The 17,303-nt window shown below is 68.2% G+C and carries 17 protein-coding genes; 7 read left to right on the forward strand and 10 right to left on the reverse strand.

The window, feature by feature from the left end; genetic code table 11:
• Nucleotides 1–9: 9 nt before the first annotated feature.
• Both N5095_RS08375 and N5095_RS08380 read right to left on the reverse strand, forming a co-directional pair.
• The gene (locus N5095_RS08375) at nt 10–1,029 is read right to left on the reverse strand and encodes a cation diffusion facilitator family transporter (protein ID WP_267622318.1); all 1,020 of its coding nucleotides are present in this window, start codon (nt 1,027–1,029) and stop codon (nt 10–12) included.
• Nucleotides 1,030–1,200: 171 nt separating this feature from the next.
• On the reverse strand, nt 1,201–1,740 hold the full coding sequence (locus tag N5095_RS08380) for an HIT family protein (RefSeq protein ID WP_267622319.1): 540 nt from the start codon (nt 1,738–1,740) through the stop codon (nt 1,201–1,203).
• Between the two features lie 368 nt (nt 1,741–2,108).
• On the opposite strand from N5095_RS08380, the gene N5095_RS22545 reads away from it, so the two are divergent.
• Nucleotides 2,109–2,309, forward strand: coding sequence for a DUF7835 family putative zinc beta-ribbon protein (locus N5095_RS22545; RefSeq protein WP_390202839.1), 201 nt, complete (start codon nt 2,109–2,111; stop codon nt 2,307–2,309).
• Nucleotides 2,310–2,568: 259 nt separating this feature from the next.
• Here the strand turns inward: N5095_RS22545 and map are convergent, their stop codons facing one another.
• Nucleotides 2,569–3,459 (reverse strand): type II methionyl aminopeptidase, encoded by an 891-nt coding sequence (gene map, locus N5095_RS08385; protein ID WP_267622320.1) that lies wholly within the window; start codon nt 3,457–3,459, stop codon nt 2,569–2,571.
• Between the two features lie 1,062 nt (nt 3,460–4,521).
• Nucleotides 4,522–5,334 carry an aldo/keto reductase gene (locus N5095_RS08390; RefSeq protein WP_267622321.1) on the reverse strand — a complete coding sequence of 271 codons (813 nt, stop codon included), beginning with the start codon at nt 5,332–5,334 and terminating at the stop codon, nt 4,522–4,524.
• Between the two features lie 162 nt (nt 5,335–5,496).
• On the opposite strand from N5095_RS08390, the gene N5095_RS08395 reads away from it, so the two are divergent.
• Nucleotides 5,497–6,549: a saccharopine dehydrogenase family protein gene (locus N5095_RS08395; RefSeq protein WP_267622322.1), complete on the forward strand. Its 1,053-nt coding sequence runs from the start codon at nt 5,497–5,499 to the stop codon at nt 6,547–6,549.
• Nucleotides 6,550–6,621: 72 nt separating this feature from the next.
• Nucleotides 6,622–7,845, forward strand: coding sequence for an NAD(P)/FAD-dependent oxidoreductase (locus N5095_RS08400; protein ID WP_267622323.1), 1,224 nt, complete (start codon nt 6,622–6,624; stop codon nt 7,843–7,845).
• Between the two features lie 57 nt (nt 7,846–7,902).
• Here N5095_RS08400 and N5095_RS08405 read toward each other — a convergent pair whose 3' ends face one another.
• The gene (locus N5095_RS08405) at nt 7,903–8,679 is read right to left on the reverse strand and encodes a PHP domain-containing protein (RefSeq protein ID WP_267622324.1); all 777 of its coding nucleotides are present in this window, start codon (nt 8,677–8,679) and stop codon (nt 7,903–7,905) included.
• A 176-nt stretch (nt 8,680–8,855) separates the two neighbouring features.
• On the opposite strand from N5095_RS08405, the gene pyrG reads away from it, so the two are divergent.
• From pyrG to N5095_RS08420, 3 genes are read left to right on the forward strand one after another with little or no spacing between them, the layout of a single operon-like run.
• Nucleotides 8,856–10,505, forward strand: a complete 1,650-nt coding sequence (pyrG, locus tag N5095_RS08410) for a CTP synthase (RefSeq protein WP_267622325.1) — start codon at nt 8,856–8,858, stop codon at nt 10,503–10,505.
• A complete protein-coding gene (guaA, locus tag N5095_RS08415; protein WP_267622326.1) occupies nt 10,505–11,422 on the forward strand; it encodes a glutamine-hydrolyzing GMP synthase in 918 nt (305 codons plus the stop codon). Before pyrG ends, guaA begins: the two co-directional genes overlap by 1 nt.
• Nucleotides 11,422–11,757, forward strand: coding sequence for a DUF7126 family protein (locus N5095_RS08420; RefSeq protein WP_267622327.1), 336 nt, complete (start codon nt 11,422–11,424; stop codon nt 11,755–11,757). Before guaA ends, N5095_RS08420 begins: the two co-directional genes overlap by 1 nt.
• A gap of 35 nt (nt 11,758–11,792) precedes the next feature.
• Here the strand turns inward: N5095_RS08420 and N5095_RS08425 are convergent, their stop codons facing one another.
• The 5 genes from N5095_RS08425 to N5095_RS08445 all read right to left on the reverse strand — a co-directional run bounded on the left by N5095_RS08425 (nt 11,793) and on the right by N5095_RS08445 (nt 16,421).
• The gene (locus N5095_RS08425; protein WP_267622328.1) at nt 11,793–12,491 is read right to left on the reverse strand and encodes a universal stress protein; all 699 of its coding nucleotides are present in this window, start codon (nt 12,489–12,491) and stop codon (nt 11,793–11,795) included.
• Nucleotides 12,491–13,918: an APC family permease gene (locus N5095_RS08430; RefSeq protein ID WP_267622329.1), complete on the reverse strand. Its 1,428-nt coding sequence runs from the start codon at nt 13,916–13,918 to the stop codon at nt 12,491–12,493. Before N5095_RS08430 ends, N5095_RS08425 begins: the two co-directional genes overlap by 1 nt.
• Nucleotides 13,919–14,045: 127 nt before the next feature.
• Nucleotides 14,046–14,561, reverse strand: a complete 516-nt coding sequence (locus tag N5095_RS08435; protein WP_267622330.1) for a hypothetical protein — start codon at nt 14,559–14,561, stop codon at nt 14,046–14,048.
• Between the two features lie 2 nt (nt 14,562–14,563).
• Nucleotides 14,564–16,285 (reverse strand): sodium/proline symporter, encoded by a 1,722-nt coding sequence (locus N5095_RS08440; RefSeq protein ID WP_267622331.1) that lies wholly within the window; start codon nt 16,283–16,285, stop codon nt 14,564–14,566.
• Nucleotides 16,275–16,421 (reverse strand): hypothetical protein, encoded by a 147-nt coding sequence (locus N5095_RS08445; protein WP_267622332.1) that lies wholly within the window; start codon nt 16,419–16,421, stop codon nt 16,275–16,277. Before N5095_RS08445 ends, N5095_RS08440 begins: the two co-directional genes overlap by 11 nt.
• A gap of 170 nt (nt 16,422–16,591) precedes the next feature.
• Between N5095_RS08445 and N5095_RS08450 the strand changes: the two genes are divergently transcribed.
• Nucleotides 16,592–16,918, forward strand: a complete 327-nt coding sequence (locus N5095_RS08450; protein WP_267622333.1) for a cupin domain-containing protein — start codon at nt 16,592–16,594, stop codon at nt 16,916–16,918.
• Nucleotides 16,919–17,303 lie beyond the last annotated feature (385 nt).

Consider the following 17,303-nt stretch of genomic DNA (forward strand, 5'->3'; position numbering starts at 1 on the left):
GCCCGAGACTCACCCGCTCCCCGCCCGCGGCGGTCCCTTCTCGCGGTCCCGGTGCTCCCGCTTTCGCCGGTCGTCGTACGCCTCGTCGCTCTCGATTCCGTCGCCCTCGGCCCGTTCGAGCGGTCCCGCGAGCCGGTCGGTCGTCGGGTCCGCCTTCCACTCGCCGAGCTCCTTCGGGTCGACGTGGACGAACACGTCGTCGACCTCCGGGAGCTCGCGGATGGCCTGCACGATGTCCGTCTCGATGGCGTGGGCCTCTCGCAGCGTCATCTCCCCTTCGACCTCGACGTGGAGGCTCACGTCGACCTCGGGGCCGACGTAGTGGGCGACCACGTCGTGGGCGCCCTGCACCTTCGGGTGTTCGAGGGCCCGTTCGAGAATCTTCGTTCTGAGCTCCTCGGGCGGGGCGGTGCCGACGAGGTAGCCGACGTTGTCGCGGACGATTTCGAACCCGGTGTAGAGGATACCCACGGCGACGACGCCGGCGGCGACCGGGTCGAGGATGGGGACGCCGACGCTGGCGCCGAGGACACCGACGAGCGCCGCCGCGGCGGTGAGGATGTCTATCCGGTTGTCCTTCGCGGTCGCGACGATGGCCGGCGAGTGGGCCTCCTCGCCGACGCGGAGGCAGTACCGGTAGAGCAGGTACTTCGCTATGGCGGTGCCGACGAGCACGCCGACCGCGAGGAGGCTCGTCGTCCCGCCGAACGACCCCGACAGGACGGCCGTGGCCGACTGGTACATGACGCTCGCGCCGGCGGCGAACACGCCGAGGGCGACAAAGAGGGAGACGAACGGCTCGATGCGCTCGTGGCCGTGTGGATGCTCGAAGTCCGGCGGCTGGGTGGTGAGGTAGAGTCCGCCGAGGACGACGAGGCTGTACGCCGAGTCGGCGAGGCTGTTGACCGCCTCGGAGCCGACCGCGAGGCTCCCGGTGGAGTACCAGACGGCCCCTTTCGCGAGGGCGAGCACGAGGTTCGCCCCGAGGACGAGGAGCCCGACGTATCTGACTGTCGAGCTCCGGTTCATGCTGTCGGTGCCGAGTAGACGGCCGGGGGTCAAAGGCGCTTCGGGGCGTGTCGGGGGTTTAGCCCCGAAGAAACGCGGGTTTCGAGGCGTAGAAATCCCGGCCGTCGTCGCTCCGGACGGGTCGGCCGGTTCGGGCGACTCGGGCGACTCGGGTGGCTCGGGCGGCCCGAGTCAGTCGAACCGAACCGCCGCCTGTTCGTCCTCCGGGACCGTGGCCCCGTCGAGGTCCGCGAACGCGTCGTGGAGGTGACTGTACGTGCGCTCCAACTCCTCGACGATCACCTTCGTGTCGCCGACGACCGGCATGAAGCTGGTGTCGCCGGTCCAGCGCGGCACGACGTGGGTGTGGAGGTGGTCGACCGAGCCACCGGCGGCCGCCCCGCCGAGGTTGAGCCCGGTGTTGAACCCGTCCGGCCCCATCGCCTCGTCGAGGGCGCGGAGCGTGCGCTGTTTGAGCCGGCCGTGGTCCAGCAGTTCGTCGTCCGTGAGGTCGGGGTACTCGGTCGCGTGGCGCTTCGGGATGACCATGGCGTGGCCCGGGTTGTAGGGGTAGTTGTTGAGGAGGACGAGGCTGTGTTCGCTCCGGGCGACCACCCGGTTCTCGCGGTCGTTCTCGCGCTCGGGGAGGACGCAGAACGGGCACCCGTCGACCCCCTCCTCGTCGTCGCGTTCGACCCACTCGATTCGCCACGGCGCGAAGATGCGGTCCATGCGCTCGCGACCGCCGGCGGCGAGGTATAGGTGTCGGTCGCCGCGGAGAGTCTATCGCGTCGGTCGCCGCGGGGAGCGCTGACCAACACGTCGTGGCACGTGTCCGGAATCGAGACCGTGCGGTCGGGTGGGATGTCGGTGACCCCTCTCACGGGATATACGTCCGCTTTACCGTCCATCTGGCCGAACTTAGGTGGGGGAAAACCACCCGACGTGAGTGGGGTATTCGAGAGCATCGTGGGTCGGTCACTCCGTGGTGGTAGGGCGGTCAATACCACGAATACGGCCGTTCCGAGCGGTGAAACGGTTGGAAGCGTCCGGGACGGAGAGACCGCTTTATCCCGTCTCCGCCCGTCCGACAGGATGCAATGGCGACTCAGCCATCCGACCTTGACGGGGTAACCGAATCATGCCCGGAATGCACCCGTGATACGACCCACAAGGTACGGGTGGAACTCAGAACGGAGAGTTCCAAGCAGGAGAACTCGCAGTTCTCCCGCGAACCGTACCGCGTCGCGACCTGCATGGACTGCGGAAACGAGACGACCCAGCGGATGAACAACGCCTGAACGGCCCTGCCGTGAGCCATCCGGTCCCTCGCCGGCGCGGGTCGGCGAGTACCGGGATACGGTTACGGCGGTTCCGACGAAACGGGCGATAGACCGTTCGGCGTCGGCCCCCGACGGCCACCCCGGCCGGTGATTCGGACGACGACGAACGGCCGCATGGCGTCTTTTCCAGTTTTTTCGACCCCGACAGCGACCGCACAGCGACGCGGCCGAGCCGAAGCGGGAGTCGGGGCGTCCTCCTGCCGGCTTCGACGTTCGCCTACTCCGTCGTGATTTCGCAGCCGTCCTCGGTGACGATGACGGTGTGCTCGGCCTGACTGACGAGTTCGCCGTCGTCCTCCTTCAGCACCGGGTACCCGCGGAGAATCCCGTTCTGCTTCAGTCGGCGTAGGGCCATCTCCGAGCGCGAGGAGTCGAGCCAGCGGGCCGCGAAGGGGAGCCCCTGGAACTCTTCTTCGGCCTGTTCGAGCACCTGCCGCGCGGAGCGGTCGCGCACGGAGCGCTCGGCAACGACCTCGTATATCTCCTCCTTGGCCCCCTCGGTGACCTTCCCGCTTCCCGTCGTGGCGAACGGCTCGATGGCGACCACGTCGCCCACTTCGAGTTCGACGCCGCGTTCGGTGCCGCGGTTCGGGATGTTCGGTCCGGTGTGGGCGTCGAAGCGCTCGACGCCGTGGCCCGAGAGGTTGAGGACGGGCGTGTAGCCGTAGCCGCGGATGACGTCCTCGATTTCGGCGCCGACCTCGCCGGTCTCGACGCCCGGGCCCACCGCGTCGAGCGCGGCGTCGAGGGCCTCCTCGGCGGCCTCGACGAGTTCGTCGTTCCCCGTCATGTCGACGGTCATCGCGGCGTCGGCGATGTAGCCGTCGACGTGGGCGCCGAGGTCGAGACACACCATCTCCTCGCCGAACTCCGTCTCGTCGTCGCGTGAGGGGGTCGCGTGGGACGCCTCCTCGTCGACGCTGATGTTCGCCGGGAAGGCGTTGCCGTCGGCGAGTTCGTTTATCCGCTCCTCGGCGTACTCCGCGACTTCGAGGTGGGTGACGCCCGGCTCTATCATCTCGGCCGTCTCGTCGAAGGCGGTGCGGAGGGCCTCGCCGGCCTCTCGGTGCTTCTCGACGGCGTCGTCGTCCAGGGGTCCGATGGGCATTGGTGGTTCTGACTGTGGCTGTCGGCGTCAAAGAGGTTGCGGGGTTCGTTTTCGGCGACGGCAGTCCACGCGATACTTCGTACGTTCCACCGACAGGCGACTCGGTGACCCAGCAAAGCCCTCGCGCTCTCGCCGGTTCTCGCTCGCTGTGCGCTTCGCTCGTTCGCTGCGCTCACTCGCTCCAGTGCTTACGTCGCGAGAAACCGCCGACAGCGCTCGCCCTTTGCAAGCCCACCAGGTCAGCACCGCGCCTCACACCTCCCCAACCTCCGAGCGGCCGCGACAAGCGCGGCCGCGGTCCCTCGCACGAATTCGACGCGACACAGAGGTCGCGTCGGCGCGCGCCGCCGCGGCTCCGTCCGCGGCGAGGTCGTGCGAGGGATGAGTGAGCGGAGCGAGCGAATCGGCTGGGGAGGACGTGGCTGCGGATGCGGTGCTGTGGGCGGGGCTTCGAAAGGGGCTGCGTCACCGGAAGCTTCGCTTCCGGTTGCTCGCGAGAGCTTCGCTCTCGCCCAGCGGTCGGCGGTTCTGCCGACGCAAGCACCGTGGTTCGGGAGAGCGAAGCGACTGAGGAGCACAGCGAGACAGAACCGCCGAACGTGCGGGGGCTTTTGAGAGAAACGAGCTGCTATCTCATCTAATCGAATTTGTAAGAAGTGCAAAAGCAGACGGTGGACTGCCTTAGAATCCTCTTCGCCCCATCGCAGAGGTGTACTTCACAGTCCAATACATCAGGACTATTACTCCGAAGAAGACGTTGAATGCGAAGGCAGTGATGTCTGTTTGAGTGATAGGAGGGACCCAGAGAGGAATCATGACCCTCGCGTAGATTTCGATGAAAAGAGGTAGACTCTCCGCTAGCCTCGTTTGAATAGAAACGACATTTAGGACTGTTCCGATGTATAACAACCCAGTAGTGATACCACTACCAGCTAAATATGCATAAATCGCCATTCTACTGAACAGCATCCCGAAAAAGTAGTTCGAGCCAATACCCATCGGTGGACGCTTTATGTATCGAAATAATAATATCTCGCCCGAATAACAGTCCACCTCTGAGAACTACACTTGATTCCAGGGCGCCTCGTCGAAGTCGACGATGCGCTCCTCCTGCTCGATGGAGTCAATCAGCGCCACGTCCTCCTCATCTAACTCAATTTCCCGCGCCTCGAAGTTCTCGCGGATGTGCTCCTCGCCGGTCGCCTTCGGAATCGCGGCGACGTTCTCCTTCGCCGTGAGCCACGCGAGGCTCACCTGCACCGGGGAGGCGTCGTGTTTCTCCGCCACCTCGACGACCTCCTCGACGTCCTCGACCTTCGCGCGGGCGATGGGACAGTAGGCGACGAGCAGGTGGTCGTCCTCGACGGCGTACTCGTGGAGTTCCTCCTGCTGGAGCAGCGGGTGCATCTCCACCTGGTGGGCATAGATGGGGGCGTCGAGGTGCTCCTTGGCCTCGTCGAGCTGGTCCGGCCGGAAGTTCGAGAGGCCGACGTGTCGAATCGTCCCCGCCTCGCGCAGTTCGTCGAGGGCGGGTAGGGTCTCCTCGGGGTCGTAGGCGTCGAGCGGCCAGTGGACGTACATCAGGTCGACCGTGTCGACGCCGAGTCTCTCCGCGGACTCGCGGGTCGACTCCAGCGTGTCGCGGTAGCCGAGGTTGTCGGTCTGGACCTTCGAGGCGAGGAACACGTCGTCGCGGTCCACGCCGGCGGCGGCGATGCCCTCGCCGACGGCGTCCTCGTTGTCGTACCCCTGCGCGGTGTCGACGTGCCGGTAGCCGACGTCGAGGGCGGTGCGGACGCTCTCGACACACTGGTCGTGGTCCTCGTTCTGGTAGGTGCCGAGACCCAACCGCGGCATCTCGTCGGAGTCGTTCATACCGGCCCGTCGACCGGCGGCCCCGTGAATCCCTCGGCTGGCGGGTGAGCGCCGACCGTGACTCGCGCGCCGGCGCCTCTCGGTTCCGTCCCTCGACCTTCCTTCCGCGGCGAATGTGGCGCAACCAGTAGTGTTTACCGCCCCGCGGTCGACCCCTCCGGTATGGGCGACCTCCTCATCTACGGCTCGTACGGCTACACCGGCCGCCTCGTGGCTCGCGAGGCGGTCGACCGGGGGTTCGAGCCCGTCCTCGCCGGCCGCGACGCGGACGCCGTCACGGCCCAGGCGGACGACCTCGACCTCCCCGCTCGGGTGTTCGACCTCGACGAGGCGGGGAACCGCCTCGCCGACGTGGACGCCGTGCTCAACTGCGCCGGGCCGTTCTCGACGACGGCGTGGCCCCTCGTCGAAGCCTGCGTCGACACCGGCACCCACTACCTCGACATCACCGGCGAAATCGGCGTCTTCGAGAAACTCCGCCGGCGCGACGCCGCCGCCACGGAGGCCGGCGTCACGCTCCTCCCGGGCGCCGGCTTCGACGTGGTTCCCACCGACTGCCTCGCCGCCCACCTCGCGGCGCGTCTGCCCGACGCGACGGGTCTCGAACTCGGCTTCGACGCGCAGGGCGGCGTCGGTCCGGGGACCCTTCGAACCGGCATTCAGCGGCTCGGTCGCGGCGGCATCGTCCGCCAGTCGGGCCGGCTGAAGGAGGTGCCCGCCGGCTGGCGCACCCGGACCATCGACTTCGGGCGGGGGCGTCGCCGCGCCGTCACTGTCCCCTGGGGTGACGTGTCGACGGCGTACCACACCACCGGCGTGCCGAACGTCGTCGTCTACATGGCCGCCGGCCGCGGTCTCCGGCTCTTCTTCCGGGCCGAGCGCCTCCTCGGACCGGCGCTCAAAAGCGACGCCGTCCGCGGCGGGCTCTCGTGGCTCGTCGACAGGACCGTGAGCGGCCCGGACGAGGCCGCCCGGGAGCAGGGGTTCGCCTGGGTGTGGGGTGAGGCGACGAACGGCTCGAAGACGGTCGTCTCCCGGCTGCGGACGCCACACCCGATTACGCTCACCGCTCGCGCCGCCCTCGAGTGTACGAGCCGCGTCCTCGACGGCGACGCACCGACCGGGTTCCAGACGCCCGCCGGCGCGTTCGGCTCCGAACTCGTCCTCGACGTCGAGGGGGTCTACGGGTTCAAAGACGAGGACGACGGCCGGTAGCGTCGGGGACCGGAGTGGTCCGCACCGACCCGGAACGGAACGGTCATGTGTGTCTGCTGTCTCGTTTTCGGTATGGACCCCGAGTACGATTTCGTCGTCGCCGGTGCGGGTCCCGCCGGCCTCCAGTTCGCGCGGGAGGTCGTCTCGAACTCGGACCGGTCGGTCGCCGTCCTCGAACGCAACGCCGCCCTCTCGGACAACGACAAGTCGACCGGCGGGACGTTTCCCGAGGTCGTCGAGGGGTACGGCGTCCCCGACAACGTGGTGATGGCCGAGGCGGGGTCGGTCACCTTCGAGAGCCCCAACAACGGCTGTCGACACCCGATGGACACCTACGTCCTCGACTTCCCCCACTTCCTCGAGTTCCTCGGCGAGGACGCCGCGAGCGACGGTGCCGACGTGCTGACCGGCCACCGGGTGACCGGCCCGGTCGTCGAGAACGGCACCGTCCGCGGCGTGCGCTACCGCACCGCCGACGGCGAGGACGGGACGCTCCGCGCTCGAATCACGGTCGACGCGACCGGCCCGGCCGCGACCCTCTCCGACCCGCTCGGCTACTTCGACACCGGGACTGCCCACCGCGGCATCGGGCTCGAAATCGAGGCCGAAGGCCGCTACGACACCGACGACACGCTCCTGTTCAGTTTCGACCACGCCGACGCCCCGGGTGGGTACGCGTGGACGTTCCCGGCGGGCGAGGAGGTGTTCAAGGCGGGCGTCTGCTGGGTCGACGAGTTCCGCGCGGCCCGCCCCGACGGGCGCACCATCACCGACTACGTCGAGCGCTGGGTCGAGACCGACCCGCGCTGGAAGGTCGAGACCGTCCGGGCCAGACACGCCGGCGAGGCGGTGTGGAACGACTCGATGAACCGCCGGGCGGGGGACGGTTTCCTCGCGGTCGGCGACGCCGCCTCCAGCATCAACCCCCTCTTCGGCGAGGGAATTCGTCCGGGGATGGAGTCGGCGCGGATGGCCGCCGAGGTGGCGCTGTCGGCGCTCCGAGCCGGCGAGGTGAGCCGGCCGTGGCTCCTGCCGTACGAGCGCCGGTGGAACGACCGTCGGGGCCGGGCGTGGAAGCTCCAGCGGGTCGTGAGCGAACTCCTGTACGACTTCGACGACGCCCAGCAGGACGCCTTCGTCGAGCGCGTCGCCGCGTTACCGCCGGGGAAGGCAGAACGGCTCAGGACCTACGAACTGGACACGCTCTCGCTGGCTCGACTCTACCCGTTCCGACCGAAGGACCTGCCGAAGCTCCCGACGATTCTGCGGCACCTTCGGGGGTCACGACCGACCTGACCGGCGTGCTCGCCCGACCGCCGGATCGCCTCACCCCCCGGCGCCCCCGCAGCCGACTCAGACGATGCGAACCGGCTCGACGTCCAGTTCGGCGAACCGCTCCTTGAGCACCGGCACCCGCTTCTCGACCTCCTCCGGGCGGTGGGAGTCGGAGCCGACCGTCACCGACACGTCGTGGTCGAGAATCGCCTCCAGAAAGGCGGGTGCGGGGTGGAACTCGCCGTAGTCGTCGAGGACGCGGCCGGCGTTGAGTTCGGGCACCGTCCGCGAGCCGGCGAGGGCGATGGCGACCCGTTCGTAGTGGTCGTCGGTGGCGAACCCCCGCAGTAGGGGGTTGCGCTCGACGAGGTCCGGGTGGGCCATCACCTCGAACAGTTCGGACTCGGCGAGCGCGACGAGCGCGTCGAAGTAGTCGTCGACGACGACGCGGCGTTCGGCCTCGCTCAGGTCGCGGAACGGCCCCTTCGACTGGACGTTGCGGTCGCCGACGTGGTGGACCGACGCGACCGCGTAGTCGAAGTCTGCCTCGTCGAGAAACGCCTCGATGCGGGCTTCGTCGCGGGGGTCGTAGTCCATCTCGACGGCGTCGTAGACGGTGAGGTCGAACGAATCCCGGAACGACTCGATGGCGGCGCGACGGCGTTCGTACGTCTCGTCGAGGGTGAACCCGAGTTGGCACTTCTCCAGGCGCATCGACTCGCGGTCGGCGACGTTGCAGTGGTCGGCGAAGCCGACGGCGTCGAGGCCGGCGGCCTCGGCGCCGCGGAGCATCTTCCAGAGGAACTCCCCGTCGGAGTAGTTCGAGTGGACGTGGTAGTCGTGGGTGATGGACACGGTCTGTTGGTCGGGGGTAGGTCGGGGGAGGGTGAGAAACTACCGCCGCGGCGCGGGCGGCGCCGCGCCCATCAGCGTGGACGGTGCCGCGCCCGCCACCGAGCCTGAACGTGCGCCGACCCCGCACACGTTGACCGCTTCGAAACCGTTTTGGAGCGGCCTCGCAGACACTCGGTATGCCGAAGGACGCCGACACGGGGTACGACCCCGACCTCGGGCGCAAGTTCATTTTCGTGACCGGGGGCGTCATGTCCGGGCTCGGCAAGGGTATCACGGCCGCCAGCACCGGCCGACTCCTGTCGAACGCCGGCTTCGACGTCACCGCGGTGAAGATAGACCCGTATCTCAACGTGGACGCGGGGACGATGAACCCCTACCAGCACGGGGAGGTGTACGTGCTGAAAGACGGCGGGGAGGTCGACCTCGACCTGGGGAACTACGAGCGGTTCCTCGGGGTCGACATGACCTCCGACCACAACGTCACCACGGGGAAGACGTACAAACACGTCATCGAGAAGGAGCGCGCCGGCGACTACCTCGGAAAGACGGTGCAGGTCATCCCACACATCACCGACGACATCAAGCGGCGCATCCGCGAGGCCGCCGAGGGCTCCGACGTCTGTCTCGTCGAAATCGGCGGGACCGTCGGCGACATCGAGGGGATGCCCTACCTCGAAGCACTGCGCCAGTTCGCCCACGAGGAGGACGACGACGACATTCTCTTCGCGCACGTCACGCTCGTCCCCTACTCGAAGAACGGCGAGCAGAAGACCAAGCCCACTCAGCACTCGGTGAAGGAGCTTCGCAGCATCGGCCTCCAGCCGGACGTGCTCGTCGGGCGCTGTTCGGACAAGCTCGACCCCGAGACCAAGCGCAAAATCGCCCTGTTCTGTGACGTGCCCACCGAGGCCGTCTTCTCGAACCCCGACGTAGCGGACATCTACCACGTCCCGCTGATGGTCGAGGAGGAGGGCCTCGACGAGTACGTGATGGAGTACCTCGACGTCGCCGACGAGGCCCTTCCCCGCGGCGAGCGCGACAGCCGGTGGCGGGAGCTCGTCACCCGCGAGCGCTCCGGGGAGGTGGACGTCGCGCTGGTCGGAAAGTACGACCTCGAAGACGCGTACATGTCGGTCCACGAGTCGCTCAAGCACGCCGGCATCGAACACGGCGTCGAGGTGAACGTCCACTGGGTCGATGCCGACGAGATGCACGACCAGCACGCCGACCGCCTGCGCGACGCGGACGGCGTGGTCGTCCCCGGCGGGTTCGGCTCCCGAGGGACGGCGGGCAAAATCGAGGCCATCCGCTACGCCCGCGAGAACGACGTCCCCTTCCTCGGCCTCTGTCTGGGCTTCCAGATGGCGGTCGTGGAGTACGCCCGTAACGTCGCCGGGCTCGACGGCGCGCACTCCGCCGAAATCGACCCCGAGACCCCCCACCCCGTCATCGACCTCCTGCCCGAGCAGTACGACATGGACGACATGGGCGGGACGATGCGCCTCGGCACCCACTCGACCGACATCGAGTCGGGGACGCTCGCCCACCGCGTGTACGGCGCCGATGCCTGCGAGGAGCGCCACCGCCACCGCTACGAGGTGAACCCCGAGTACATCGAGCAGCTGGAGTCCGGAAGCCTCACGTTCTCGGGGAAGGCCGGTAACCGTATGGAAATCGTCGAGGTCGACGACCACCCGTACTTCCTCGGGACGCAGTTCCACCCCGAGTTCCGCTCGCGACCGGACCGCGCCAGCCCGCCGTTCGTCGGGCTACTCGACGCCGTCCTCGACCGCACCGGCGTCGAGTCCCGGGAGGTGAGCCACTGATGGTCGACGCCGAGTCGTTCGTCGAGGAGGCCGTCGCCGAGATTCGCGAGGAGGTCGGCGACGCTCACGCCGTCATCGGCCTCTCGGGTGGCGTGGACTCCTCCGTCGCCGCCGAGTTGGCGTACCGCGCGCTGGGGGAGAACCTCACTGCCGTCTACGTCGACACCGGCCTGATGCGCAAGGGCGAGACCGAGGAGGTCAGAGAGACCTTCTCGCACATGTCCTCCCTGCGAATCGTCGAGGCCGAGGACCGCTTCTTCGACGCCCTCGAAGGGGTCGTCGACCCAGAGGAGAAACGAGAGATAATCGGCCGGGAGTTCATCCGCGAGTTCGAGCGCGAGGCGAAGGAGGCCGACGCCGACTACCTCGTCCAGGGGACCATCTACCCCGACCGCATCGAAAGCGAAGGCGGAATCAAGTCCCACCACAACGTCGGCGGCCTGCCCGACGTCGTCGACTTCGAGGGCATCGTCGAACCCGTCCGCGACCTCTACAAGGACGAGGTGCGCGAGGTGGCCCGCGAACTCGGCCTCGAATCGGTCGTCGCCGAGCGCATGCCGTTCCCCGGGCCCGGCCTCGCGGTCCGCGTCGTCGGCGAGGTGACGAAGGAGAAGGTCGCGGTCGCCCGCGACGCCTGTCACGTCGTCGAGGAGGAGTTGGAGGAGTACGACCCGTGGCAGGCGCTCGCCGCCGTCGTCGGCAAGGGGACGGGGGTGAAGGGTGACAACCGCGTCCACGGGTGGATCGTCGCCGTCCGCTCCGTCGAGTCACGCGACGGGATGACCGCCCGTGCTCAGGAACTCGATTGGGAGACCCTCCAGCGCATCCAGAGCCGTATCACCGGCGCCAACGAGAACGTCGCCCGCGTCGTCTACGACGTGACGCACAAACCGCCCGCGACCATCGAGTACGAGTGATGAGCGGGACCGACACGAAGAAGGCGGTCGTCTCCGGTGCCGACGCGGACGGTCTGGGCGAGGCGCTCGAGGACGAGGGCGTCGAGGTCACGCGAGTCGAGGGCGTCGCCACCGGCGAGTCGCTCGACGCCGCCGGCATCGACGACGCCGACCTGTTCGTCGTCACCGACGCGGACGACGCCACCGCGGTGTCCATCGCGAAGGACCGTAACCCCGACGTGAAGGTCGTCTTCTACGCCCACGACTCCCTCCCGGAGTTCGCGAAGGGCCAGGCCGACCTCGCGGTCGACCCCGACCTGTTGGCCGCCGACGTGGTCGCAGAAGAACTCGTCTGAGTCCCGGTACCTCGGCGCTCGTCGTCGGCTTCCCCCTACGTCTCGTTCTCGGGGTCGCGCCGGACGACGAGCACCGGACTGACGGACTCGGCGGCCGCGCGGTCTGTCTCCTCACCCAACAGGGACGACCGGAGCGACGGCGCCTGCTCGCCCATCACGACGGCTTCGTGGCTCGGGGAGGCGTCGACGAGCGCGTCGAACGGGTCCCCCCCGACCACGAGTTCGGTACGGACGTCGAGCCCCCGCTCGGCCAGCGTCGCCTCGGCCTCGTCGAGCGAGCGTCGACCTTCGGATTCGTCGTCGGTCACGAGCAGCAGTGTCACCCCGATGTCTCGGTCGGCGACGAGGTCGACGACGAACGACAACACCCGGTCGACGTCGACGTCGCCGCTCAGCGGGACGAGCAGTCGTTCGACGGCGCCGGTAGCCCCTTTGATGGTGTACGCCGCCGCGCCGACCTCGTCAGCGACTCGGCGAATCGTCTTCGTCCGGTCGGGGGTGAACACGAGCCTGGAGTCGGCCGCGCCGCCGGCCAGGCGGAACTCCTCTACGACGTCGGCGAGCGTCTCGTTCGCCCGCTTCTCGTACTGGAGCCTGGCCTGGTCGGGTGGGGTCTGTTCGGGCAGCACGTGGTAGCCGAGGACGGTCACGTCGACCGTCCCGAGCAGGTTCATCAGCCCGAGCGACACCGACTCCCCTTCGAGGACGGCCAACGGGACGAGTACACGTGTCATCAGAGAGCACCCTTCAACCGTACGTCCCGAGCGTAGTAGTAATACCACCCTGCACTCACGACCATCATGCCGGCTCCGATGACCTGTGACGTCGGTTGCATGAACCCGATGAGCGCGAAACTGGCGAGCGCGCCGAGCACCGGGACGACAGGGTAGCCGGGCGTCCGGAAGTCCGGGTCGTACCAGTCGGGTTCGTCGCGCCGGAGTACGACGAGCGAGACACAGAGGAGGCCGTAGAGGACGAGGTGGAGGAAGGAGGCGACCTCGGCGAGTATCTCGACCCGTCCGGTCGCGGCGAGAACCACGATTGGGCCGCCGGCCATGCCGAGCGCGACGTGGGGCGTGCCGTACCGGAGGTTGATCCGGCTCGCCCATCGCGGGAGGAGCGCGTCCTTGGAGACGGCGTAGATGGCCCGCGACGTGCTGAGGACCGACGCGTTCGCGCTGGACATCGTCGCGAGCAGGCCGCCGAACACGATGGCGACCGCCCCGGCCCGACCCAGGAACCGGCGACCGACCTCGACCATCGCCGTCTCGCCGAACGATGCGAGGCGGGCACTCTCGAAGGCGCTCGTCGCCACGAAGATGGTCGCCACGTAGAGAACGCCGACGACGAGGACGGAGCCGACCATCGCGAGCGGTAGGTTCCGGCCTGGTGACTTCATCTCACCGGCGACCGTCGCCACCTGTGCGAACCCGAGGTAGGAGGTGAACACGAGCGCCGCCGTGGTGAACACCGGCGCCAGCCCGAACGGGACGAAGGTCTGTGGAGGGCTCGGGCGCCCGAGCACTCCCAGGGCGTCCAGACCGCCGTAGGTCAGGAAGACGGCGAGGATGGACAAGAGCAGCGCGACGACCCCGTTCTGGAGCTTGGCGGCGTTCTCGGTCCCGGTGGCGTTCAGGACGGTGAACGCGACGCCGAGCGCCACCGCGAGCGGGACGACGAACCCGTCGCCGACGCTCACCCCGACCTCCGTGAGCGTGTCGACCGCGTAGTAGCCGAATCCGACGAGGTAGAACGCCGTCGCGAACACGAGGCCGAACCAGAGCGACAGTCCCACCACGGTCCCCGCGAGCGCACCGAGCCCGCGCGAGATAAAGTAGTACGCGCCGCCGCTCTTGGGCATCGCCGTCGCCAGCTCCGACGCCGGCAGCGCCACGAGCAGGGCGACGACGGCCCCGATGGCGAACGACCCGGCGGCCGCGGGTCCGGCTCGGCCCGCCGCCAAGCCGGGAAAGACGAAGATGCCGGCACCGATCATCGTCCCGACGCCGATGGCGAGTCCGCCGGCGAGCCCGAGCGTCCGTTCGAGCTCCGAGTCGTCGGTGATCGTCGCCTCGTCGGTCTCGACGGTCGCCTCGATCACGGGCGACTCGTTCCCGACGTTCGCTCCCCCGCCCGCCGTCGGCGCCTCCCGGTCGGACATGCAGTGGATGCCGGGGGGACCGAGTATAACTCCGTTGCCCGGTTCGAGGTCGTCAACCCCCCGACTCGCTGGCCCGCGACAGGGCTCGCGCGGACGACTCGGAGCGTCCGCGACCGTGCGACGGCCTCTACTCCACGAGCGGCGACTCGGACCCGCGCACGCTGTCGACGATTACGTCGCCCTCCGGCCGCCGCGCCAGCCAGAACAGCTTGTAGACGTCCGCGGTACGCTCCATCTCGATGTCAGGTGCATCGTTCGTCGAGAACTTCCGGAGCGTCCACTGAAACACCGACTTCTCGGCGCGCTCCAGACAAACCTCGGCCGACAACTCCGAGGGCAGGACGAGCACGTCCTCAACCGTCCGCTCCTCGACCTCGGGGAAGGTATCCGCGCGGACGACGAGCCGCCGCGAGCGGTCGACGCTGGCGACGAAGCGCGTACGGCGGGGGGACATGAACGCGCGGTCGATGGAAACCGCGGCGTCGTACACGCGGTAGGGGTAGGCGACGGCGCCGACCCGGCCGGTGCTCTCGACCGCCTCGCGGGGGACCGCCGGGGGGATGACCGAGAGGGTGGCCGTCTCCCGACGCCGGCCGACGGGCGGGTGGCCCGCGTCCGCAGTCGTGTCGTCTCCGGTCGACACGATTACTCCGTCCCCTCCTCGGCTTCGTCCCAGTAGCCGCTGGCGGTGACGTGGGCGCGGATGTTGTCGGCCTCGGTGACGACCTTCGGGCCGGCGTCGTCCCCCGCTCGACCGCCGTCGGTGACGTACGATGGAGCCCCGCCCGGGGCGCCGCCGCGCTCTTCGTTCGTCAGTTCCGAGAGGGGCTTCTGGAACACCTCGAAGTGCTCGTCGACGCCGGTCGGGGGGGTCGTCGCGAGCGAGACGGTGACGAGCGCCAACGACGAGAGGATGAACGCCGGGAAGAGCCCGTAGACGCCGACGAGGCCGGTGAGGAACGGGGACGCCTCGACGGCCGACATGGCGCCGACGGCCTTGAGGATGCCCCCCAACTGCGTCCAGATAATCATGGTCGTCGCGCCGACGCCCATACTGGCGACGGCGCCCTCGGCGGTGACGCGCTTCCACCAGAGCGTGGCGATGAGGGTCGGCCCGAGTGCGGCCCCCAACCCGCCCCACGCGTAGTCGAGGACGAGCGTGTAGACGGCGGTGTTGCGTGCGACCCAGGCGAAGGCGATGGAGAGCCCGCCGAGGCCGAGCGTGACGTACCGGGAGTACCTGACGAGTTGGGCCTGGCTGGCCTCCTCGTTGACGTAGCCGTGGTAGACGTCCTCGACGACGGCGCTGGTCGCCACGAGGAGTTGGGAGTCCGCACTGGACATCATCGCCGCGAGCGCGGCGGCGAGGATGATGCCGGCGACGACGCCGGGGAACAGTTCGAGGGTGAGGCTGGGCATCACGTTGTCCACGTCCTGAATCCCGCCCTGCCCGAACGCGACGAGCGCGTACAGGCCGACGAGCGCGGCACCGACGTACGCGACGAACATGAACAGCTGGGCGACGAGCGCGGCGAGGCGGACGTTCTTCACCCGGTCGATACCCATGAACCGCACCATGATGTGGGGGTTGCCGGGGACGCCCAGTCCGATGGCGGCGTAGCTGATGATGCCGAACACCGCGGCCCAGCCGGTCAGTCCGGCCGAGATGCTCGTCAGCGACCCGTCACCGATGGCCGCGAGTTCGTCGAAGGGGAGCCCGTAGGAACTGAACGCCAGAATCGGGAGGATGGCGAACGCGGCGAGGATGATGGCGCCCTGGAAGTAGTCCGACCACGCGACGGCGAAGTAGCCGCCGAGCATGGTGTAGCCGACGACGATGACGCCGCCGACGAGGATACCCACCAGCGGGGAGACGCCCGTGAGCACCTGCAGGAGCGTCCCGGCGGCGACGATTTGCGCACCGACGTACCCCCCCTCGAACAGCATCAGGACGACCGCGGAGGTGCCCTTGACGAGGCCGGTCCCGTCCTGGAGGCGCGTCTCGAAGAAGGTGGGGAGGGTGACGGCGCGGACGATTTCGGTGTACTTCCGGAGTCGCTTGGCGATGCCGGCCCACGCGAACAGGTCGGCCGGAATCATGCCCAGCCCGTTGTAGAAGGCGATGATACCGGAGTTGAACGCGTCGGCGGGCACCCCGAGGGTGAGCCAGCCGCTCATCTCGGAGGCGCGCTCGGAGAACCCCGTCACGACCGGGCCGATGCGCCGGCCGCCGATGACGTAGTCGTCGACCCCGTCCATGAACTTCGCCGACCAGAGCCCGATGCCGACGAGGACGACGAGGTAGGCGCTGAACGTCACCAGGACCCAGAAGCCGGCCGCCCCGGCGATGCCGCCGCTACTCTGCATCCCCGCCCTCCCGATACTGTCGGCGGAGCGCCTTCTCGCGTCGGCCTTCCCAGACGTAGTACACCACCAGCATCACGAAGAACAGGGCGTACGGCCCGACCAGTCCGACCCAGTCGAGGAGACTCATCGCAGGCATGGCTCCGGGGTACAGAGGGCCTCCACTTATACTTTCAGTGGATATCGTCGAAAAGGAACGCTCGCTGACCAGTTTAGCGGGTGCATAGGCCCCTTCGCGGTCCGCCGACGCGTACTCCGAACCGGCTCGGGGGCGCCACGCTATAGGAGGGTCCCCACCAAGGGCCACTGATGCTCGACAGACTCCCCGACGCCGAAGCCGACCTCGACCCAGACGACGGCGCGGTCGAGACGGCCGAACTGGTCGTCACCGACGACGTGCTCGTCAAGGCGTTCGCACTCGGCCCCGGTGCCGAACTCGACGCCCACGAACACGGCGACAGTACGAACGTCTTCCACGTCCTGCGCGGGACCGTGACGGTCCTGCAGGGCGACGACGAGGAGGCGGTCGAGGCCCCCGGCGTCGTGCTCCACGAGCGCGGCGTCGTCCACGGCGCCCGCAACGACACCGACGAGACGGTGGTGTTCACGGCGAGTCTCTGTCCGTTGCCGAACTGAAGGGGGCGTCACGCACCGCGTCGAAGGCGGAGCCGATAGGTGACTTTGTTTCAATGTGATTCGGTCTGACTCAGCTGCAAGAGTCAGAGCGTGTGTCTATTTTCGCTGTTCAGAACTGAACGGTCGCTGTCAGGGTATCTCCGCTGCATACAGAGCGCAAGTCGGGCGAACCTCTCTCTGTCTTTTCCCGAGTAGGTTTGGTATCCCTGCGCCGATTGGGGGACGTGAATAAACGTCGCCTCCTGCAAGGTCTCGCCCCCGTCGCTATTGTCGGCGGTGTAGTGCTACGTCGGCGGGCGATTCAGAGTTCCATCTCCTCAGGTTTCTTATCGGAACCAGCTACCAGTCGTGGCTTAGTACAATGGGGGTAGGCTGAGTTACGGGA

This window comes from Halobium salinum, from assembly GCF_026586625.1.
GTDB classification, from domain to species: Archaea; Halobacteriota; Halobacteria; order Halobacteriales; family Haloferacaceae; genus Halobium; species Halobium salinum.